Source organism: Brachybacterium sp. NPDC056505, from assembly GCF_042794925.1.
GTDB classification, from domain to species: domain Bacteria; phylum Actinomycetota; class Actinomycetes; order Actinomycetales; family Dermabacteraceae; genus Brachybacterium; species Brachybacterium kimchii.
In genome coordinates, this window is the sequence record NZ_JBHTSV010000027.1 from 1 (window position 1) to 18,684 (window position 18,684).

The window sequence follows — 18,684 nt, forward strand, 5'->3', positions numbered from 1 at the left end:
CCCATGGCAACCGTTTCGTGCTTCTCGTCAGGCAGCGCGGTCTCGTGCTTCCGGGCAGGCAGCGTGGGCGGGGCCCCGCAGACTGCGCGAAACGCCGCACCTTCCCCGGAAAAGTTGCAGAGGACGTCACGCGTCAATCGTTTTGCGATACGGTCGTGCCGTGATCGGGGTCACCTCTCGTGCTCCGGCATGGTCCCCGATCTCCCCGTCCCCGACCCCCAGGAATCCTCATGACCAGCAGGTCTCGTGCTGCATCGATCCTGTCCGCCGCTGTTGCCGGGCTCGTGATCGCCACCCCGTCCCTCGCCTCCGCCGCGCCGTTGGCCACCGGAGCCCCCGTCGCGGCGGACGGCTCGGACTCCTCGCAGGCCGCGTCGTCGTCGGCCGAGATCAGCGTGGGCGCCAACCACGACTACGCCTTCCCCGACGACACTCCCGCCGCGATGTTCACCGACGCCGACGGCAGCTTCCACGCGCAGTCGGCCCACGCCCTCTACGCGAAGGACGATCCGCGCGAGTGGCTCTTCTACAAGGGCACGAACATCGACGACATGACCGCGGACAAGGAGCTCAACGCCGCCGCGGACCCGGACAACCCCACGCACCGCAACGACGACACGACGGTGCGCTGCAACCAGAGCCCCACCGGCAAGGAGGCCAGCAAGGACCCCACCGGCTCCTACAGCCAGAAGAACTTCTGCGACCTCGTGGGCGTGTGGGTCGACCCCGACTCCGGGGACTGGATCGGCATCGTGCACAACGAGTTCACCGGTCGCCCCTTCGGCGACGGCCTGCACTACGACTCCCTGGACTACGCCGTCTCCACGGACAGCGGGAAGACCTGGAACATCAAGGACCACATCATCACCTCGCCGTACTCCACGAAGCGCGGTGACGAGAAGCAGTTCCCCGAGGACACGTACAACTACGGCGACGGCGACCCGCGGCTGTTCGTCGACACGGCCTCCGGCTACTTCTACGTCTACTACGGCTCCCGCGTGATCGGGAAGCAGGGCAAGGGCGGGGAGAACGTGAACCTCTCCCACGTGGCCCGCGCGCCGATCTCGAAGAAGATGGCGCCCGGCTCGTGGACCAAGTTCTACGACGGCTCGTTCTCCCAGAAGGGTCTGGGCGGCAAGGAGTCGAACCTGACCCCGGTCACCGACCGCGACGCCGCCGGGTACACCGCTCCCGAGGACGACTACGACCCCACCAACCCGGGGAACACCGACGCCCAGGTGAAGGCCGGCGAGCTGCCCGGCACCTCGCCCTTATTCGTCATGAACATCAGCTACGACGCGCACCTGGGGCTCTACATCGGCCAGCCCGAGGGCGCGACGCGCCCCGGCCCGCAGGAGTACTACGCCACCGACGACCTCACGAGCCAGAAGTGGCATCTCCTCGGCACCGGCGATGACCAGGACTGGGCTTCCTGGTACCGCTGGATGGTGGACTCGAAGTCGCTGACCAGCGGCAACATCATCGGCAAGGACTTCCGTTCCTACTGCTCGATCTCCTGCACGGGCGAGTCCGACGGCGAGTACTTCGACGTCTCGATCGACAGCGAGGACGTGACCGCGACCGAGGCCCAGAACCTCTTCTCCACGAAGAAGGCGTACACCCTCTCGACCGGGAAGAGCACCGCGCTCGGCCAGCAGAAGAAGGGGAAGGCGAAGGTGGTCGGCACGGCGCAGCGGACCGACGCCGGCGCGTCCTGGAAGATCGCCCCGACGGGCGACGGCGCGTACACGATCGCCAACACCCGCAGCGGAGCACTGCTGGGCGTCGACTCCACGCGGACGAAGCAGCGAGCCTGGGGCACCAAGGTGAAGGCCACCGAGGCGGCGGGGGAGAAGCACGGCAAGCGCACGGATCCGTCCGTGGGCCAGCAGTGGTGGGTCGTGCGCGACACCGACCCGGCCACCGGTGAGCGCACCGGCACCTACCACCTGGTGAACCGCTACGCCGGCCTCGTGCTCGACCTCGAGGGCAGCGTGACCTCCGCGACCACGGACGCCGCCGACTTCTACGGCAGCGCCTCGACGGCCGACGAAGGACAGTCCCTGAAGATCGCCGCCGCGAAGGGCTGAGCGGCGCCCGGCGCGGGGCACTCGGCTGCGCCGCGCCCGTCCTGGGGCCGCGAGTGGTACGAAACGGTTGTCATGGACGCTCACGGCAACCGTTTCGCACCACTCGACGGCGAGACCGCGGCTCCTGCGGCCCGCCCGCCGGGCGTCGCCGTCCTGCCCCGAGTCGCGCTGCCCCGCGCCGCCCCGCCCCGCCCCCGCCACCACGCCCGTCGTCCGATCCGTCCCCGGCGTGACCCGGCGTCCCACGCGGTCCGCTCACGGGTGGAGAGCGCGCTGTCCGCGAGCGCTCGCAGGCGGATGCTGCGCGGGGTCGGGTCGCCGTAATGTCCTGAGGCGTGAGCGATTGGACCTGGCAGATCCCCTTCTCCGTGATCGGCGGCGGCATGCTGTTCGTCGGCCTGCTCGTGCCGATTCTCGTCCTCCAGTACCGCAGGTACGGGCGGCTCAGCGTGCTGCGCCTGATCGGTGCGGCGGCGGTGAGCGTCTACGGCGTCGCGCTCGTCGCCTACACGCTGCTGCCGCTGCCCGATCCGGCGCGGGCCTGCGGCGAGGGCACCGGCCGAGTGCTGCAGGTGACGCCGTTCCAGTTCGTCGCGGACATCGTGCGCGAGGGCGGCGGGCTGGGGCTCCGTGAGGCCGTCACCAGCTGGGCGGTCCTGCAGGCCGCGCTGAACGTGGTGCTGTTCGTGCCGCTCGGGCTCGCGGTGCGGGGCATGCTCCGCCGCGGAGTGCTCGCGGCCACCGCGCTCGGCGCCCTCGTCTCCCTCGCGATCGAGGCCACCCAGTACACCGGGCTGTGGGGCATCTACGACTGCAGCTACCGCATCGCCGACATCGACGACCTCCTCCTGAACACCGCGGGCGCTCTCGTCGGCGCGCTGCTCGCCCCGCTGCTCCTGCACTGGTGGATGCCGAGCCCCGAGCAGCTCACGGCCCGGCGCTCGTCCCGCGTCTCGGGTCTGCGCCGCCTGCTGGGCATGGTGGTCGATCTGATCGCCGTCGGCCTCGTCGGGTTCCTCCTGGACCTCGCACGCGCCGTTGTCGAGCTCGTGTTCGCGACCGACGCACGGCAGGTCCGCGAGCTCGGCGAACCGGGGCAGTCCGTGCTCCTCGTGCTCGCCTTCGCCGTGGTCTTCGCCCTGCCCGCCCTGGGGCGCAGCGGCGCGTCCATCGGGCAGCGAGCCGTGGGCATCGCGCCGGCGTGGCCGAGCGGGAGCGGCGGCGTCCGAGCCCGCCTGCTGCGCGCGAGCGCCGTGGGCGGCCTGTGGACGGTGGGGCGCGCGCTCGCGCTGCTGCTGTCCGCGGCGGGCGTGCCTCTCGCGGCCGGCGCACTGAGCCTCGCGATCGGCCTGTACATGCTGGTCGTGCTGGTCTTCGCGCTCGTCGGCGACCATCGAGGGCTCTCGGGGCATCTGGCGGGCAACGGGATGGTCGATGCGCGTGCTCTCACAGATGGGGGCGTCACGGCGCGTGAGCGGTCCACCGCGGCCTAGACTCCCGGCAGACCAGCCTTTGCAGGAAGGACCCACATGCCCACCACGCCCCCGGCCGGCTCGCGGATCGTCGGCACCGGTCACTACCGGCCCGAGCGCATCATGACCAATCACGACCTCGAGCAGATCGTCGAGACGAGCGATGAGTGGATCCGCCAGCGCACGGGCATCGAGTCCCGCCGCATCGCCGCCGACGACCAGGACGTCGCCGACCTCGCCGCCGAGGCCGGCCGCAACGCCCTGGCCGACGCCGGCATCGACCCCGCGCAGGTCACCCAGGTGATCGTCGCGACCTGCTCGAACCAGGAGCGCTCGCCGAGCGCGGCCGGTCGGGTCGCGAACCTGCTGGGCCTGTCCAACCCCGCCGCCTTCGACGTGGGCGCCGCCTGCTCGGGCTTCGAGCACGCGCTCGCGGTGGCGGACATGTCGATCCGCGCGGGCGCCTCCACCACGACGCTCGTGATCGGCGCCGAGAAGCTCTCCGCGGTCACCGACTACTCCGACCGCACCACCTGCATCCTCACGGCCGACGGCGCGGGCGCCATGGTCCTCGTCCCGAACGATGAGCCGACGATCTCGCCCGTGCAGTGGGGGACCGTCACCGACCTCGCCGACGCCGTCACCATCGGCCCGCCCAGCGGCTGCTTCTCCCAGCAGGGACGCCAGGTGCTCGGATGGGCGCTGCGCGAGGCGCCGAAGCTCTCGCAGAAGATCGTCGAGACCGCCGGCCTGACCATGGCCGACATCGACGTGTTCGTGCCCCACCAGGCGAACCTGCGCATGATCGAGCCGCTCGCCGCCGCCCTCGACCTGCGCGAGGACGCGATCGTGGCCGACGACATCATCACCTCCGGCAACACCTCCGCCGCGACCATCCCGCTCGCGATCTCCCGCATGCGCGAGGCCGGGAGGATCCCCGCCGGCGCCACCGCTCTGCTGGTCGGCTTCGGCGGCGGCTTCTCCTGGGCCGGCCAGGTCGTGCGGCTGCCCTGAGCCGGTTCTGGATGCCCGGGGCCGACGGCTCGGGGCGTCCGGTGCGCCCGCCTGACCTCGCTCGACCCGCCCCTTCGGAGGCCCCGTGGATTCCCTGACCGTCCAGATCATCGTCACGATCGTCGTCGGCCTCGCGTACGTCGTGGGGCTCACGGGCATCGTGCTGCCGATCATCCCCGGCTCGATCACGATCCTCATCGGCTCGCTGGTGTGGGCGATCGTGCTGGGCGGCTGGACCTGGCTGGCCTTCGCGATCATCGCGGTCCTCTGCGCCCTGGGCATGACCTGCAGCTACGTCATGACGGGCAAGCAACTCAAGGACAACGACGTGCCCACGTGGCCGATCCTCGTGGGTGTGGCCGCGGGCATCGTCGGCATCTTCGTGATCCCGTTCCTGGGCCTTCCGATCGGATTCATCCTGGGCCTCTACGGCTCCGAGTGGTATCGCCGCCGCGACATGAAGCTCGCCTGGGAGTCCAGCTGGATCGCCATCAAGGCCTTCGGCATCGGCGTCATGCTCGAGCTCGTGTGCGGCTTCGCCTCGACACTCACCTTCGCGATCGCGACCACGCTGCACTTCCTGAATAGCTGAGTCGCCCCGCTCCGCCTCTCTCTGCCCCTCGAGAAGTGAGAAGCTGCTGTCAAAAGGCCGGAATGACGACGTCTTCTCACCTCTCGGTGTGGGCCGGGCGTCTGGGACGATGAGCCCATGAGCGATCCCGCCGTCCCTCCGGTCTCCTCGCGGGACACTCCACGCTTCGGGACCCGTGAGCGCCACCGCCAGTTGGGCGCGGCGTTCCAGGGTCAGGGCGGGGACTACAACCGCCTGCGTCCCGGATACCCGCCCGAGGTGCTCGACGCGATCCTCGCGGCACTGCCGTCGCACGACGGCGAGGCCGGTGCGCCGAAAGCAGGCACCCCCGCAGGCGCGCCGCGAGCCCACGTCGCGGTCGACCTCGGCGCTGGGACCGGCAAGCTCTCCCTGCAGCTCGCGCGCCGCGGCCTCGACGTGATCGCCGTCGACCCCAGCCGTTCCATGCTCGAGACCGCCGAGCAGGCGTACGAGTCCATGTCCTCGTCGGCCGATGACCCCGCCGACCCCGCCGACCCCGCCGTACCCGTCGGCTCTCTGCGCACCCTCCAGGCCTCCGCCGAGGACACCGGCCTCCCGGACGCGAGCGCCGACCTGGTGAGCGTCGCGCAGGCCTGGCACTGGTTCGACACCGAGGCCGCGGGCGCCGAGATCGCGCGGATCCTGCGGCCGGGCGGCGTGCTGGCCCTGCTGTGGAACTCGCTCGACGTGCAGATCCCCTGGGTGCACCGCTATTCGCGCATCATGCACGCGGGGGACGTGTACCGCGATGATTTCTCGCCGCCGATCACCCCGCACTTCGCGCTGCGCGAGCGGATCGTGCGCCATTGGGAGGACCCGCGCACCACGCACGAGCTCATCGACCTCGCCCGCACCCGGAGCTACGTCATCACCGCATCGCCCGAGCGGCGCGAGAAGGTGCTCGCGAACCTCGACTGGTACCTGCACGAGCACCTCGGCCACGCCCCAGGCAGCGAGGTCGGCATGCCCTACCGCACCGACCTGTTCCTCTTCGAGGCAGAGAACGCATGAGCGCCCGTCGCGCCGCACGCCGGCACCGTGACGAGGTCGGTGAGGTGCTCGCGGTCCACGCGGATCGTCCCGGTCCGCTCGTGGTCGGACTGTTCGTGCTGGTCTGGTTGGTGTTCTCCGGCCTCACCCTCATCAATCCCGGCGAGAGCGCCGTGCTCGCCGTGGCGCCCGCCGTCGCCTTCGCGATCATCTTCGGCCTGATCCTGCTGTTCATCAGCGGGGAGAGGCTGGTGGTGTGCGAACGGGGGATCGTGGTCGGCAGCTGCGCGCCGGGCCTGCGCCCGTACGTGATCCCCTCGGACCAGATCATCCCGGGCAGCGTGGTCCCCGTGACGGGCGCCCGGCGGTATGCGGCCGAGACCGGGACCGGCGGCTTCCCGCAGTCGACCGTGCGCCGGTCCGCCTGGACCCGTCGCGGCATCCACTTCGTGGGTCCGTCGCCGAAGCAGGCGCGTCGCCACCGCGCGGTGCTGGCGCCGCTGCAGGATCCTCCGCCGCGCTCGATCGACGGCCGCTGGGTCTGGTTCGCCGGCACGGGGTCGACCCCGCCCGAGCAGGTCACCGCGCAGATCGCGCGCGCCGCGGAGGCGAGCGGTCAGCGCGAGCTGGCGAGGGCGGCTGCGGCCGAGCCCGCGCGCGAGCTCACCGGCAACCGCGGGGACGCGGCGCGCCAGCTCCCCGGGTTCCCGCAGGCGCGCTGACCCAGCCGGCCGCGCCGTCTCAACCGGCCGCGCTGACCCAGCCAGCCGGGCTGCCTCAGCCCGCCGCGCCGCCTGCGTCGGACGCGCCCGTCCCGCTGGCCCCGTCGGCCCCGGTGATCGACATGTCGCCGACCTTCCACTGCTTGCCGTCCCAGTTCAGCTTCATCTGCATCTCGCCGGTGAACCCGTCGACGTCCTGGGCCTGCTTGTTCGGGTCGTCGACGATCGTGGCGTCCTTCTGGGTGACCTCGAGGGTGAGCGTGCCGCTGGTGGGCGGATCGCCGGCGCCGTCGAAGCTCGCGGACTTCACGGTGAACTCGCCGCCCACCTGGTACCCGTCCTGCTCATGGAGCTGCGTGGCGTTGGAGAGGAACGACGTGCAGACCTCGCAGTTCGAGTCGACCACCTGCATCCAGCCGTCGGTGTCGCCCGTGGCCATCATGTACGCGTAGGACTCGAGCAGATAGGTGCCGACCCCGGTGGCGCCGTCGTCCGACTGGTCGGTCATCGCCGACTTCGGCAGCTCCGGGCCGGACGTGGGGGAAGGGCTCGGCTGGGACGACGGGTCGACGGCAGGGCGCGTGTCCTGGGCCGTCGCGCTCGCCGTGGCGGAGGCGGCGTCGGTCTGCCCGTTGCTGCGGCCGAAGACCTGCGCGAGGCCGACCGCGCCGAAGGGGATCACCAGGGCGATGGCCGCCACGATGATGATGATCTGCTGCATCCGTCTGCTCACGCAGGCCAGGGTAGAGGTCCGGCCTGGACGCGCGGGCATCCGGTCCGGGCGCGCGAGGATCAGCCGATCGGCGGATGTGCGCGGAGGGCGCCGCGGGGGAGACTCGACCCTCGCGGGTGGCGCGCGCTCCGCCCTCCGATCGACGTCATCCCGCGGCGTTCCACCCTCGGCGGAATCCGCCCGATTCCGCCCGAATCCCATGGACCGTGCGCACGGTCCGACGTAGGCTTCACCGCGCGGTCCGCGCGCCCCCGGACCGCACCGCATCTGCCCAAGGACCCCTGTGACTCTGCTGCGACTCGTGCTCGCGGCCGCCCGCCGGTACTGGACCCTGATCATCATCGTCGTGATCTTCCAGCTGCTCGGCGTGCTGGCCAACCTCTACCTGCCCACGCTGAACGCCGACATCATCGATGACGGCGTCGCCCAGGGCGACATCCCGACGATCTGGCGCCTGGGCGGCTGGATGCTCGCGGTGACCTTCGCGAACATCGTCGCCGTCGTCGTCGCGAACTACGCGGCCGCCCGCGCGGCCATGAGCATCGGCCGCGACCTGCGCAGCCGTGTCTTCGACCAGGTCGCCACCTACTCCGCGCACGAGATGAACGAGTTCGGGGCGGCCTCGCTGATCACCCGTTCCACGAACGACGTGCAGCAGGTCCAGATGCTCGTCTTCTTCTCGATGCAGTTCCTGGTGCAGGCGCCGATCACGGGCATCGGCGGCATCGTCCTGGCGCTGCGTGAGGAGGCCGGGCTGGCCTGGCTGATCGCAGTGATGGTGCCGCTCATGCTGGTCTCCGTCGGCTTCCTCATCGCCCGTGCGGCACCGCTGTTCCGCGTGATGCAGGAGCGGATCGACGCGATCAACAAGGTGCTGCGCGAGCAGATCACCGGCATCCGCGTGCTGCGCGCCTTCACGCGTGAGGACTTCGAGCGCGAGCGCTACGAGGGCGCCAACGAGGCCCTCACGGACACCAACCGCCGCGTGGGCCTGCTGATGATCCTCATCAACCCGATCATCATGTTCCTGCTGCAGGTCTCCAGCGTGCTCGTGCTCTGGTTCGCGGCGCCGCGCGTGGAGTCGGGGACCATGCAGGTCGGCTCGATCACCGCGTTCATCGCCTACCTGATCCAGATCCTCATCGCGGTGATGATGGCGACCTTCATGACGATGATGATTCCGCGCGCCATGGTCTCCGCCGAGCGCATCGACGCCGTGCTGACCACCGAGACCTCCGTGACGGTGCCCGAGCGCGGCGTCACCGAGGTGCGCGGCCGCGGCGACCTCGCCTTCGAGAACGTCTCCTTCACCTACCCTGGCGCCGAGAACAACGTGCTCACGGACATCGACTTCACCGCCCGCGCGGGGCAGACCGTCGCGATCATCGGCGGCACCGGCTCGGGCAAGACCACCCTGCTCAGCCTCGTGCCGCGCCTGATGGACGCGACCTCCGGCGGCGTGAAGGTCGACGGGGTCGACGTGCGCGAGCTGGATCCGCAGGTGCTGTGGGACCGCATCGGCCTGGTGCCGCAGCGTCCCTACCTCTTCTCCGGGACGGTCGCGACGAACCTCCGTTTCGGCCGGCCCGACGCGACCGACGAGGAGCTCTGGCACGCGCTCACCGTCGCCCAGGGCCGCGACTTCGTCGCCGCCATGCCCGACGGGCTCGACTCGCCGATCGCCCAGGGCGGCACGAACGTCTCCGGCGGTCAGCGTCAGCGCCTGTGCATCGCCCGCGCCCTGGTCGCGAGGCCGGAGATCTACCTGTTCGACGACTCGTTCAGCGCGCTCGACCTCACCACGGACGCCCGCCTGCGGGCGGCGCTCGCGCCGGAGACCCGTGACGCGCTCAAGGTGATCGTCGCCCAGCGCGTCACCACGATCACCTCGGCCGATCTGATCCTGGTGCTCGAGCACGGGAGGGTCGTCGGCTCCGGCACCCACGCCGAGCTGCTCGAGACCAACGAGACCTATCAGGAGATCGTCCGCTCCCAGGGCGCCGAGGAGGTGGTCGCATGAACGCCGACGACACGACGAAGAGCGCGACCACGAAGCCCGCGGGCGACGAGGCCGGCGAGGCCGCGGAGATCGAGGCCGAGAAGAGCGCCGAGCGCGGTCTGCGTCCGGGCCAGAACGCGAAGAGCTTCTGGCCCTCGGCACTGCGGCTGATCCGCACGATCGGCCCCGAGAAGATGTACGCGATCCTGGGGATCGCGCTCGGCGTGATCGGCGTCGGCCTGGCCGTCGTCGGCCCGAAGATCCTGGGCCGCGCGACCGACATCGTCTTCTCCGGCGCGATCTCCAAGCAGCTGCCCGCGGGAGCCACCAAGGCGCAGATCATCGAGGGCCTGCGCGCGCAGGGCAACGACACCTACGCCGACCTGCTCGCCGGCATGGACCTCACGCCCGGTCAGGGCATCGACTTCGCGGCCCTGCACCAGGTGCTGTGGTTCGTGGTCGGGATCTACGTGGTCGCGAGCCTGTTCCAGTGGCTGCAGGGCGTGATGCTCAACCGCATCATCTTCCGGATGGTCTACCGCCTGCGCCGGGAGGTCGAGGAGAAGCTGCACCGGCTGCCGCTGTCCTACTTCGACCGCCAGCGCCGCGGCGAGATCCTCTCGCGCGTCACCAACGACATCGACAACATCCAGAACACCCTCATCAACACGCTGACCGGACTGGTCAACGCGCTGCTGACGGTGCTCGGCGTGATCGTCATGATGCTGACGCTGTCGTGGCAGCTGACCCTGATCGCCCTGTGCGTGATCCCGCTGGCCGCGGTGATCACGGCCATCGTGGGCAAGCGCTCCCAGAAGCTGTTCCAGCAGCAGTGGGACGCGACCGGCAAGGTCAACGCCGAGGTCGAGGAGGCCTTCAGCGGCCACGAGCTCGTGAACGTCTTCGGCCGCCGGCAGGAGGCGTCCCGCAGCTTCGAGGCCCGCAACGGCGAGATGTACAAGGCGTCCTTCGGCGCCCAGTTCGTCTCCTCCCTCATCGGCCCGCTGATGATGTTCGCCGGGAACCTCACCTACGTCGCGATCGCGATCGTGGGCGGCCTCAAGGTGATCGGCGGCGACATGTCGCTGGGCAGCGTGCAGGCGTTCATCCAGTACTCGCGCCAGTTCACGCAGCCGCTCAGCCAGGTCGCCTCGATGGCCACGATGCTGCAGTCCGGCGTGGCCAGCGCCGAGCGCGTCTTCGAGCTGCTGGACGCCGAGGAGCAGACGCCCGACTCGGCCCGTGACGAGGCCGGCAACCCGGACCCGACGTCGCTGGACGCCGCCTCGCGTATCCGCGAGGGCCGGGTCGAGTTCGACCACGTGCGCTTCTCGTACACGCCCGAGCGCGAACTCATCCGCGACCTCTCCCTGGTCGCCGAGCCCGGGCACACGGTCGCGATCGTGGGGCCGACGGGCGCGGGCAAGACCACGCTCGTGAACCTCGTGATGCGCTTCTACGAGATCGACGGCGGCCGCATCACGATCGACGGCATCGACATCCGCGACCTCACCCGCACCCAGCTGCGCGAGCGCACCGGCATGGTCCTCCAGGACACCTGGCTGTTCAACGGCACGATCATGGAGAACATCCGCTACGGGCGCCTGGACGCGAGCGACGAGGAGGTCATCGAGGCCGCGAAGGCGACCCACGTCGACGACTTCGTGTGCCATCTGCCCGAGGGGTACGAGACCGTCCTGGACTCCGACGCCTCGAACGTCAGCGCGGGGGAGAAGCAGCTGCTGACCATCGCCCGCGCGTTCCTCGCCCGGCCCAGCCTGCTGATCCTGGACGAGGCCACCTCGAGCGTGGACACCCGGACCGAGCTGCTCGTGCAGAACGCGATGAACCGACTGCGCTCGGGCCGCACCTCGTTCGTGATCGCCCACCGGCTCTCCACGATCCGCGACGCGGACCTGATCCTGGTGATGGAGGCCGGCGACATCGTCGAGCAGGGCACCCACGACGAGCTGCTGAAGGCCGGCGGCGCCTACGCGCGGCTGTACCGCTCGCAGTTCGAGGGTGCGATGGCCGATCCCGACGCCGAGGAGGAGCAGGGTGAGCCCGTGCCCGCCGGTGGCGGCGTGCCGGGGATGTGACTCATGCCGGGTATCCCAAAATCATTGTTGGGTAGCATCCCCACCCGCTCACGCCTTTTGCCAACTATCCCCTAACCCAGGATCTTTTCGAGGCTCGGGTCGACGCCATTGATGCTGCGACAATACGCCCCTTTAAATGGCTTAAGCACGCCTTCGACTCTCTGGTAGAAGTTATTGCAGTCAGGAAACGACTTTAGCATTTGCTCAAAATGGTCTGAATCAAGTGCGTATACTACATACAGCACTAAAGAAAAATCGCGCTTGCTCGCTGCTCGCCACCCAAGCTCTTTCGGCGCCGCAGTGCGATCGTGCGAATGCTCGTTTGCGAAAGAGAGTGCACTTTGGAGGACGGCGCTCATTGGGGAAAGATCCTTTTTCGATGCCCAAGAGGACTCCAACGACTGGCGGAGATTCTTTGTTGCGGGGCGTCTAAACGATGCGAATCCTTCGAGTAGTCGACGCGCGGAGTTGCCGAAACTGGACAGATATATCTCGTCGACGTCGCCGGCGGCAGCCTGGGCTGTGCACCAAAATGCATAATGGTATTCGCTCGAGAGCGTAACCCTAAGCTCATCCGCGGTTCTGATGCCCCATAGTGGACTGACCTGGTCGGCCGCCCCGCTCGCAAACGTCTCGAGCAATAACAGTTCGTCGTTCTTAGTAACAGACTCCGGAACGCTGTTCACCAGTTCGTAGAAGAATGAGTGGCTGTGAGTGGATAGGATGACCTGGTCCCAGTCCCCCCATGCGCGGGTAATCATCTGAGTTAGAACGTGGATATTTTCTGAGTCGAGACTAGTCATCGGATCATCGATTGCAACGACTAGATTCTTCCCTTCTAGAGCGATATCCTCGAGGGAGCGAAGGAAATAGAAGAAACTGAGCAGATTGCGCTCACCATCGCTAAGATTCTCCGCTTGCTCGCCGTTCGAACGATACACCGAGTATGACTTGTTGTCTTTAGTGGGAACCACCTGTAATGCGGATAGGCCACCGTACACTTGTAGGTCCTCAGTTAGCCGTAAAGCCATTTCCGCGGTATCGGATTGGTCTCGTATTGTTTGCAGTAGTTCTGAGTCGATCTTAGATATCGAATATTCGATACGTGCGATGCAACGATTCATGCGGTTCTGGGTAAGTTCGGCTTCGTGAAGGGCGTCATGGAAATCGCTGAGAATGCGAGTCTCCAATCGGTCGATGGCCTGCGTGCGCTGCCGGTCCTGTGTTGCCACCAGAGATTCGTAGTCGCTAAGAACTGTTTCAAGGTCTAAGGGGTACGAGAGTGGGCTGGGGAGGGCGGGCAAGATCATTTCAAGATCTAGGTCCGCGACCTTATCTGTCAACGCCTGTGCGACACTGAGCCAGTCGTCTTTGAATTGCTTGACCCTGGGCCGAAATTTTGAAACGGCGGAGTTGAGGCGCTCCTGGTGCGTGGGATCCCCGAGATGGAGAGAATTGAGACCAAATTCAATTTGATCCAGGGCCTCCACGGTATCGTGAATATTCCTCACGAGCTCGGTGCCCCTATTCCGGATTGCCGTTGACTCGGACGCTAGCGCCTCCCGAATCTCCTCAAGACGCTCGGCGGGAGGGTTCTGTGTGCAGAAAGGGCAGTCTTGGTCCGTGGACTCAGAGTGATATTGGAGTCCCTCTTCTAGCCACGAAAGAAGGGCACGCGACGCTGTTTCGAGACTGGCCCCAACAGATGTTGAACGGGCGGAGATGATCGACTCAACCTCTTTCTCTTCAGGAAGCTTTGCCAATGTTTTTGTCAGTCGAGGAAGTACATAGTCGGATCCCTTGAGCCCTTCGCTGGGGATTTTGCGCTTGAGCTCAGCGATGCTCGGATCCGCGGAATTTGGTGCGGCATCACGAATCTTTCCGCGAAGACGGGCATCGTTCCTATATTGGGCATTATTGAATCCAGGAGCAATGCCCTCCATGTGCTCGATAACGCGTTCTTTAGCTCGTTTTGATACGGCGGATTCGCTCGCCGTCTTTCCCTGAAGCGCGACAACGCCTTCTTTCCAGTCGCGGCGTTCGTTCAGGATGTGCTCGAGCTTCCTCTGCTGTTCTTTGAGATTTACGTTGGATTTTCCGAGCGCGATCGAGGCTGCACTCCCTGTGCCTGAAGAGAAATCGCGCAACGATTGCTCGACGACGTAGCGGTTGAAAACGACGATCTCGCAGCTGTCCGCTACATTGGTCGTTTGGTGTTCAATGACGGAACTATTCGCTGGGTCGTATGCGTGCTCGCGAATCAACTCGGTAAAGCTGGTCTTGCCCGATCCGTTCCGGCCAAAGATAATATTGAACCGCTTTAGCCGTAGCGCATTTATCGACTCTATGTCGAGTGCGCGATAAGGGGAGTTGAGTGAGAATGAGGTAATCAATGTTGCTCCAAGCGTGCGACCTGCAGACTGACCGGGTCCCGCCATCCGACGTGACGTTCACCACGCACCTTAGCGGAGGGGCGGCGGTGACCTGAGCCCCACGGATTTGTCGTCATGCATACCCGTGCATAAACTTCCACTCGTGATCCCGTCAGCCCGGCCCCGTCGGCGCACTCTGCTGCGCGCGCTGCCTCTCGCCCTCGGCGCGGCGGCCGCCGCACCCGCGCTCGGCGCCTGCACCCACGCCTCCGAGCGCCTGGATGCCGAGACGAACGCGATCCCCGAGATCGACCTCTCGGGGATCCGGAAGCAGGACGACCTCGCGGCCCTCGTCCCGGAGGACGTCCGCGAGCGCGGCGCCCTCGTCAACGGCGCGGCCCTGAACTACGCCCCCGGCGAGTTCGTCGGGTCCGACGGCGGGGCCGTGGGCATCGACATGGACATCCTCAGCGGCATCGGCAAGGTGCTGGGCCTGGAGACCCGCACCGAGTCCGCGGTGTTCGCGCAGATCATCCCCTCGATCGGATCCAAGTACGACGTGGGGATCTCGAGCTTCACCATCGACCCCGACCGGCTCAAGCAGGTCTCGATGGTCTCCTACTTCTCCGCCGGCATGTCCTACGCGGTGAAGAAGGGCAACCCCTACGGCATCACCCCGCCGGACCTGTGCGGCGCGCGCGTCGCCCACCAGGTCGGCACCTACATGGACGACGTCGTCGCCGAGCGCGACGCCGCCTGCCGCAAGGACGGCGGCAAGGGCGTCATCGACCAGCCCTACGTCGGCAACGCCGACGCCGCGACCGCCGCCGCCGGCGGCAAGGCCGACGTCCTGATCGGCGACTCCCCGGTCGTCGCCTACGCGATCGAGAAGTCCCGCGGGACCCTCGAGCAGGTCGGCGACATCGAGGACGCGGCCCTGTACGGGATCGTCGTCTCCAAGGACCAGCCGGAGCTCGCCACGGCGATCCGCGGCGCGGTCCAGCACCTCATCGACACCGGCGCCATGCACGACATCCTCGATGCCTGGGGCAACGCCGCCGGCATGATCAAGACCTCGGAAGTGGACCCGCAGTGAGCACGACACAGCCCTCGCCCGCGCCCGCCGACCCGATCCCGGGCCGCATCCGCGCCAAGCGCAGCCCGCGCCCGGGCACCTGGATCAGCGCCGTCATCGTGGTGCTGCTGGTGCTCGGACTCGCGAACTTCCTGATCACCAACCCCGTCTTCGACTGGGAGACCGTCGCGACCTACATCCTGGACGTGAAGGTCGTCCAGGGCGTGGGCTGGACCCTGCTGATCACGGTGCTCTCGATGGTGCTGGGCACGATCGTGGCGCTCACCGCGGCGATCATGCGCCGCAGCGAGAACCCGGTGCTGCGCGGCGTCTCCTGGGCGTACATCTTCGTCTTCCGCGGCACCCCGGTGTACACCCAGCTGGTGTTCTGGGGCCTGTTCACGGTGATCGTCCCGAAGATCGCGCTCGGCATCCCCTTCGGCCCCGAGTGGTTCTCCTTCTCCACCCGCGACTACTTCCCGGCGTTCTGGGCGGCCGTGGTGGGCCTGGGGCTGAACGAGGGCGCCTACCTCGCCGAGATCATCCGCTCGGGCCTGAACTCCGTGGACAAGGGCCAGAGCGAGGCCTCCAAGGCGCTGGGCATGGGCAACGGCCAGATCCTGCGGCGCATCATCATCCCGCAGGCCATGCGCGTGATCGTGCCGCCGCTGGGCAACGAGACCATCGGCATGCTCAAGACGACCTCGCTGGTGCTGGCGGTGCCCTTCACTCTCGACCTCACCTTCGCGACCAATGCGATCGCGAACAAGCTGTACGCCCCGATCCCGCTGCTGGTCGTCGCCGCGATCTGGTACCTCGCGATCACGAGCGTGCTGATGGTGGGCCAGTACTACCTCGAGCGCTACTTCGGCCGCGGCTTCGACGATCGCCCCGGCGGCGACGGACCGGCGAAGCGCGGACGCCGCGCCCGCCAGCGGGCCGTGAACAGCGCCTCGACGACCCCCAAGAATTCCCTCCCGGAGGTGGAGCTGTGATGAGCCAGGACGCCCGGAACACCCATCGGGCAGACGAGCAGGGCGACCCGGCGGCCCCGGCCGACGGCCCTGCCCTCATCGCGCTCGAGGGCGTGCACAAGGCCTTCGGCGAGCTGCACGTGCTCAAGGACTGCGACCTGCGCGTCGCCGAGGGCGAGGTGGCCGTGCTCATCGGCCCCTCGGGCTCGGGCAAGTCCACGCTGCTGCGCTGCATCAACCAGCTCGAGGAGCCCACGGCGGGCCGCGTGCGCATCGCCGGCGTCACCCAGGGGTACGCGGAGGAGCCGCTGCCCGACGGCCGCTGGCAGAAGCTCTCGCCCAAGCAGATCGCGCGCCAGCGGGCCCGCATCGGCATGGTCTTCCAGCGCTTCGACCTGTTCCCGCACATGACGGCGCTGCAGAACGTCATGGAGGCGCCCGTGCACGTGCTCGGCCGCCCCAAGGCGCAGGCCGAGAAGGACGCGCTCGCGCTCCTCGAGCGCGTGGGCCTGGCCGATCGCGCCGAGCACTACCCCTCCGAGCTCTCGGGCGGCCAGCAGCAGCGGGTGGCGATCGCCCGCGCGCTCGCGATGGAGCCCGAGCTCATGCTCTTCGACGAGCCGACGTCGGCCCTGGACCCCGAGCTCGTGGCCGAGGTCCTCACGGTGCTCAAGGAGCTCGCCGAGGGCGGCATGACCATGGTGGTGGTGACCCACGAGATGGGCTTCGCCCGCGAGGTCGCCGATCAGGTCGTCTTCATGGCCGACGGGCAGATCCTCGAGCAGGGCAGCCCCGAGCAGGTCATCGACCATCCGCAGTCGGATCGTCTGCAGGGATTCCTCGCCTCCGTGCTGTGAGCGACGAGGGCCGGCAGGGCTCGCGGCTCCCGCTCGCGGCGCCGCCGACCGCTCCGACGGCCGTGACCAGGAGGAGCGATCCGACCACGTCGCTGGGACGATGCCATCCGTAGTGCACGAGCTCGAAGGCGGCCACGGCGAGCACGAGGGCGGCGACCGTCGTGAAGACGCCGCGCATGACGCGGGGGAGCACGATCCACAGGGCCAGCGCCACCGACCCGAAGGCGATCATGTGCCCGCTGGGGAAGGAGTTGCCCTGATGCGTCGCGATCGCATCGCGCCCGAACACGAAGCCCTTGAGCACCTGTCCCAGCACGTTGCAGGCGGCCAGGATCATGAGCGCGCGCACGCCCCGCATCGCCCTGCCCCGGCCTGCGGCGATCAGGAGCACGACCGCACTGCTCAGCATCAGCGAGGGCACGGAGACGGTGCGCAGCAGCATGGGGGAGCCGTGCGTCTCGAACGCCCGGAGGATGTCGAGGTCCAGCTGCTCCGCGGGCCGGTACCACCCCGAGAGCCGGTAGAGGACGAGGAACAACACGGTCGAGATCGCGGCTGTCAGGACGCGGGCGGTTGTGGGTCGACGGTCCCCGTCGAGGAGACGCGCTGGGGTGACGCCGCGCGTGATGTCCGCGGGCAGGGTCTGCGAGTCCTGTTCCGTCGTGAGCACGGCCCCGATGATGGCATCGTGGCCGGAGCGCCTGGAGGGGTCGGTGGCATCTCGCACACGCCCTTCCCAGCGAAGACCTGCAGGTGAGAGCGTCGGGGTGGTCAGTCCGCCGTGCTGCTCACCTCGCCCCACACCGTGCGCATGTGCGAGCGGGAGCAGGCCTCGGCGGCCTCGGCGTCGCCGTCGGCGATCGCGAGGGCGACCCGCATGTGCTCCTCGAGCGTGCCCTCGACGGGCTCCGGGGGAGTGAGCCCCAGGCGGCTGCGGCCCTCGAGCACCGCGCGCACCGGGCGGGCGAGCGCCGTGAGCTGCGGGTTGCCGGAGGCGGCGAGCAGCAGGTCGTGGAAGGCGACGTCGGCCTCGAGGTACTCCTCGGAATCGCCGAGCCCCCTGTCGCCCAGGTCCACGAGCTCCTCGGCCAGGCGCCGCAGCTCTGCGCACTGACGGGAGTCGGCGCGGCGTGCGGCGAGGTGCGCGGCCATCGGCTCGGCGGCTACGCGCAGCTCGGCGAGCGCCTCGAGCTGCCGCTGGCGGAAGGGTCCGGCGAGGTTCCAGTCGATCAGGCGCGGGGAGAACGCGTCCCAGCTGCCGCGCGGCTGCACCGTGATGCCCACGCGGCGGCGGGAGGCGACCATGCCCAGGGTCTCGAGCACGCGCACGGCTTCGCGGGCCACGGTGCGCGAGGCGCTGCAGTCCTTCTCGATGCCCGAGAGCGTGAGCACGGCGCCCTCGGGCAGGCGGCCGTCGGCGATGCGTCGGCCCAGGTCGTCCAGGACCCCCTCGTGCATGGCCGACGTGGACATGGCGACTCCTTCATCGTCGAGGGCTGCGCGGGTGCCGCGCGGTGCGGCGGGGCGGAGGGCATCCGCGGATCGAACCATGATCCGGGGTCCCAGCGCCCGCTTCAATGGTGCTACCTTAGCGCGCATAAAGTAGTACCTTTGCGGTCGGGTGTTCGGCGGTCGCCGCCGGTTGCCGCCAGCGCGCAGGCATCGCCGCCCCAC

At 68.4% G+C, this 18,684-nt stretch carries 15 protein-coding genes; 11 read left to right on the forward strand and 4 right to left on the reverse strand.

The genetic code is table 11. The features are described from left to right. Positions 1-230: 230 nt before the first annotated feature. The 6 genes from ACFQ53_RS12790 (at position 231) to ACFQ53_RS12815 (ending at position 6,901) form a co-directional block, all read left to right on the forward strand. Positions 231-2,090 carry an RICIN domain-containing protein gene (locus tag ACFQ53_RS12790; RefSeq protein WP_377860231.1) on the forward strand — a complete coding sequence of 620 codons (1,860 nt, stop codon included), beginning with the start codon at positions 231-233 and terminating at the stop codon, positions 2,088-2,090. 335 nt (positions 2,091-2,425) lie between these two features. Then, complete coding sequence (locus ACFQ53_RS12795) at positions 2,426-3,583, forward strand: VanZ family protein (protein ID WP_377860233.1); 1,158 nt, start codon at positions 2,426-2,428, stop codon at positions 3,581-3,583. 36 nt (positions 3,584-3,619) lie between these two features. Further along, positions 3,620-4,576 carry a beta-ketoacyl-ACP synthase III gene (locus ACFQ53_RS12800; RefSeq protein ID WP_377860235.1) on the forward strand — a complete coding sequence of 319 codons (957 nt, stop codon included), beginning with the start codon at positions 3,620-3,622 and terminating at the stop codon, positions 4,574-4,576. Between the two features lie 85 nt (positions 4,577-4,661). After that, positions 4,662-5,168 (forward strand): DUF456 domain-containing protein, encoded by a 507-nt coding sequence (locus ACFQ53_RS12805; RefSeq protein WP_377860237.1) that lies wholly within the window; start codon positions 4,662-4,664, stop codon positions 5,166-5,168. Positions 5,169-5,285: 117 nt separating this feature from the next. After that, complete coding sequence (locus ACFQ53_RS12810; protein WP_377860239.1) at positions 5,286-6,200, forward strand: class I SAM-dependent methyltransferase; 915 nt, start codon at positions 5,286-5,288, stop codon at positions 6,198-6,200. Next, on the forward strand, positions 6,197-6,901 hold the full coding sequence (locus tag ACFQ53_RS12815) for a hypothetical protein (protein WP_377860241.1): 705 nt from the start codon (positions 6,197-6,199) through the stop codon (positions 6,899-6,901). The genes ACFQ53_RS12810 and ACFQ53_RS12815 overlap by 4 nt, the downstream gene beginning before the upstream one ends. A 55-nt stretch (positions 6,902-6,956) precedes the next feature. Here ACFQ53_RS12815 and ACFQ53_RS12820 read toward each other — a convergent pair whose 3' ends face one another. Further along, complete coding sequence (locus ACFQ53_RS12820) at positions 6,957-7,634, reverse strand: DUF6318 family protein (RefSeq protein WP_377860243.1); 678 nt, start codon at positions 7,632-7,634, stop codon at positions 6,957-6,959. Positions 7,635-7,917: 283 nt separating this feature from the next. On the opposite strand from ACFQ53_RS12820, the gene ACFQ53_RS12825 reads away from it, so the two are divergent. Next, positions 7,918-9,654: an ABC transporter ATP-binding protein gene (locus ACFQ53_RS12825; RefSeq protein WP_377860245.1), complete on the forward strand. Its 1,737-nt coding sequence runs from the start codon at positions 7,918-7,920 to the stop codon at positions 9,652-9,654. After that, on the forward strand, positions 9,651-11,732 hold the full coding sequence (locus ACFQ53_RS12830; protein WP_377860247.1) for an ABC transporter ATP-binding protein: 2,082 nt from the start codon (positions 9,651-9,653) through the stop codon (positions 11,730-11,732). Before ACFQ53_RS12825 ends, ACFQ53_RS12830 begins: the two co-directional genes overlap by 4 nt. Positions 11,733-11,803: 71 nt before the next feature. Here ACFQ53_RS12830 and ACFQ53_RS12835 read toward each other — a convergent pair whose 3' ends face one another. Next, complete coding sequence (locus ACFQ53_RS12835) at positions 11,804-14,125, reverse strand: AAA family ATPase (protein WP_377860249.1); 2,322 nt, start codon at positions 14,123-14,125, stop codon at positions 11,804-11,806. Positions 14,126-14,267: 142 nt separating this feature from the next. Between ACFQ53_RS12835 and ACFQ53_RS12840 the strand changes: the two genes are divergently transcribed. The 3 genes from ACFQ53_RS12840 to ACFQ53_RS12850 are packed head-to-tail and all read left to right on the forward strand — an operon-like array spanning position 14,268 to position 17,010. Beyond that, complete coding sequence (locus tag ACFQ53_RS12840) at positions 14,268-15,200, forward strand: transporter substrate-binding domain-containing protein (RefSeq protein WP_377860251.1); 933 nt, start codon at positions 14,268-14,270, stop codon at positions 15,198-15,200. Next, positions 15,197-16,174, forward strand: a complete 978-nt coding sequence (locus ACFQ53_RS12845) for an amino acid ABC transporter permease (protein ID WP_377860253.1) — start codon at positions 15,197-15,199, stop codon at positions 16,172-16,174. Before ACFQ53_RS12840 ends, ACFQ53_RS12845 begins: the two co-directional genes overlap by 4 nt. After that, positions 16,174-17,010 (forward strand): amino acid ABC transporter ATP-binding protein, encoded by an 837-nt coding sequence (locus tag ACFQ53_RS12850; protein WP_377860256.1) that lies wholly within the window; start codon positions 16,174-16,176, stop codon positions 17,008-17,010. The genes ACFQ53_RS12845 and ACFQ53_RS12850 overlap by 1 nt, the downstream gene beginning before the upstream one ends. On the opposite strand, the gene ACFQ53_RS12855 is transcribed toward ACFQ53_RS12850, so the two are convergent. Both ACFQ53_RS12855 and ACFQ53_RS12860 read right to left on the reverse strand, forming a co-directional pair. After that, positions 16,955-17,680, reverse strand: coding sequence for a phosphatase PAP2 family protein (locus ACFQ53_RS12855; RefSeq protein ID WP_377860258.1), 726 nt, complete (start codon positions 17,678-17,680; stop codon positions 16,955-16,957). The two genes, ACFQ53_RS12850 and ACFQ53_RS12855, sit on opposite strands and share 56 nt — an antisense overlap. A gap of 101 nt (positions 17,681-17,781) precedes the next feature. Then, complete coding sequence (locus tag ACFQ53_RS12860) at positions 17,782-18,483, reverse strand: FadR/GntR family transcriptional regulator (RefSeq protein ID WP_377860260.1); 702 nt, start codon at positions 18,481-18,483, stop codon at positions 17,782-17,784. Positions 18,484-18,684 lie beyond the last annotated feature (201 nt).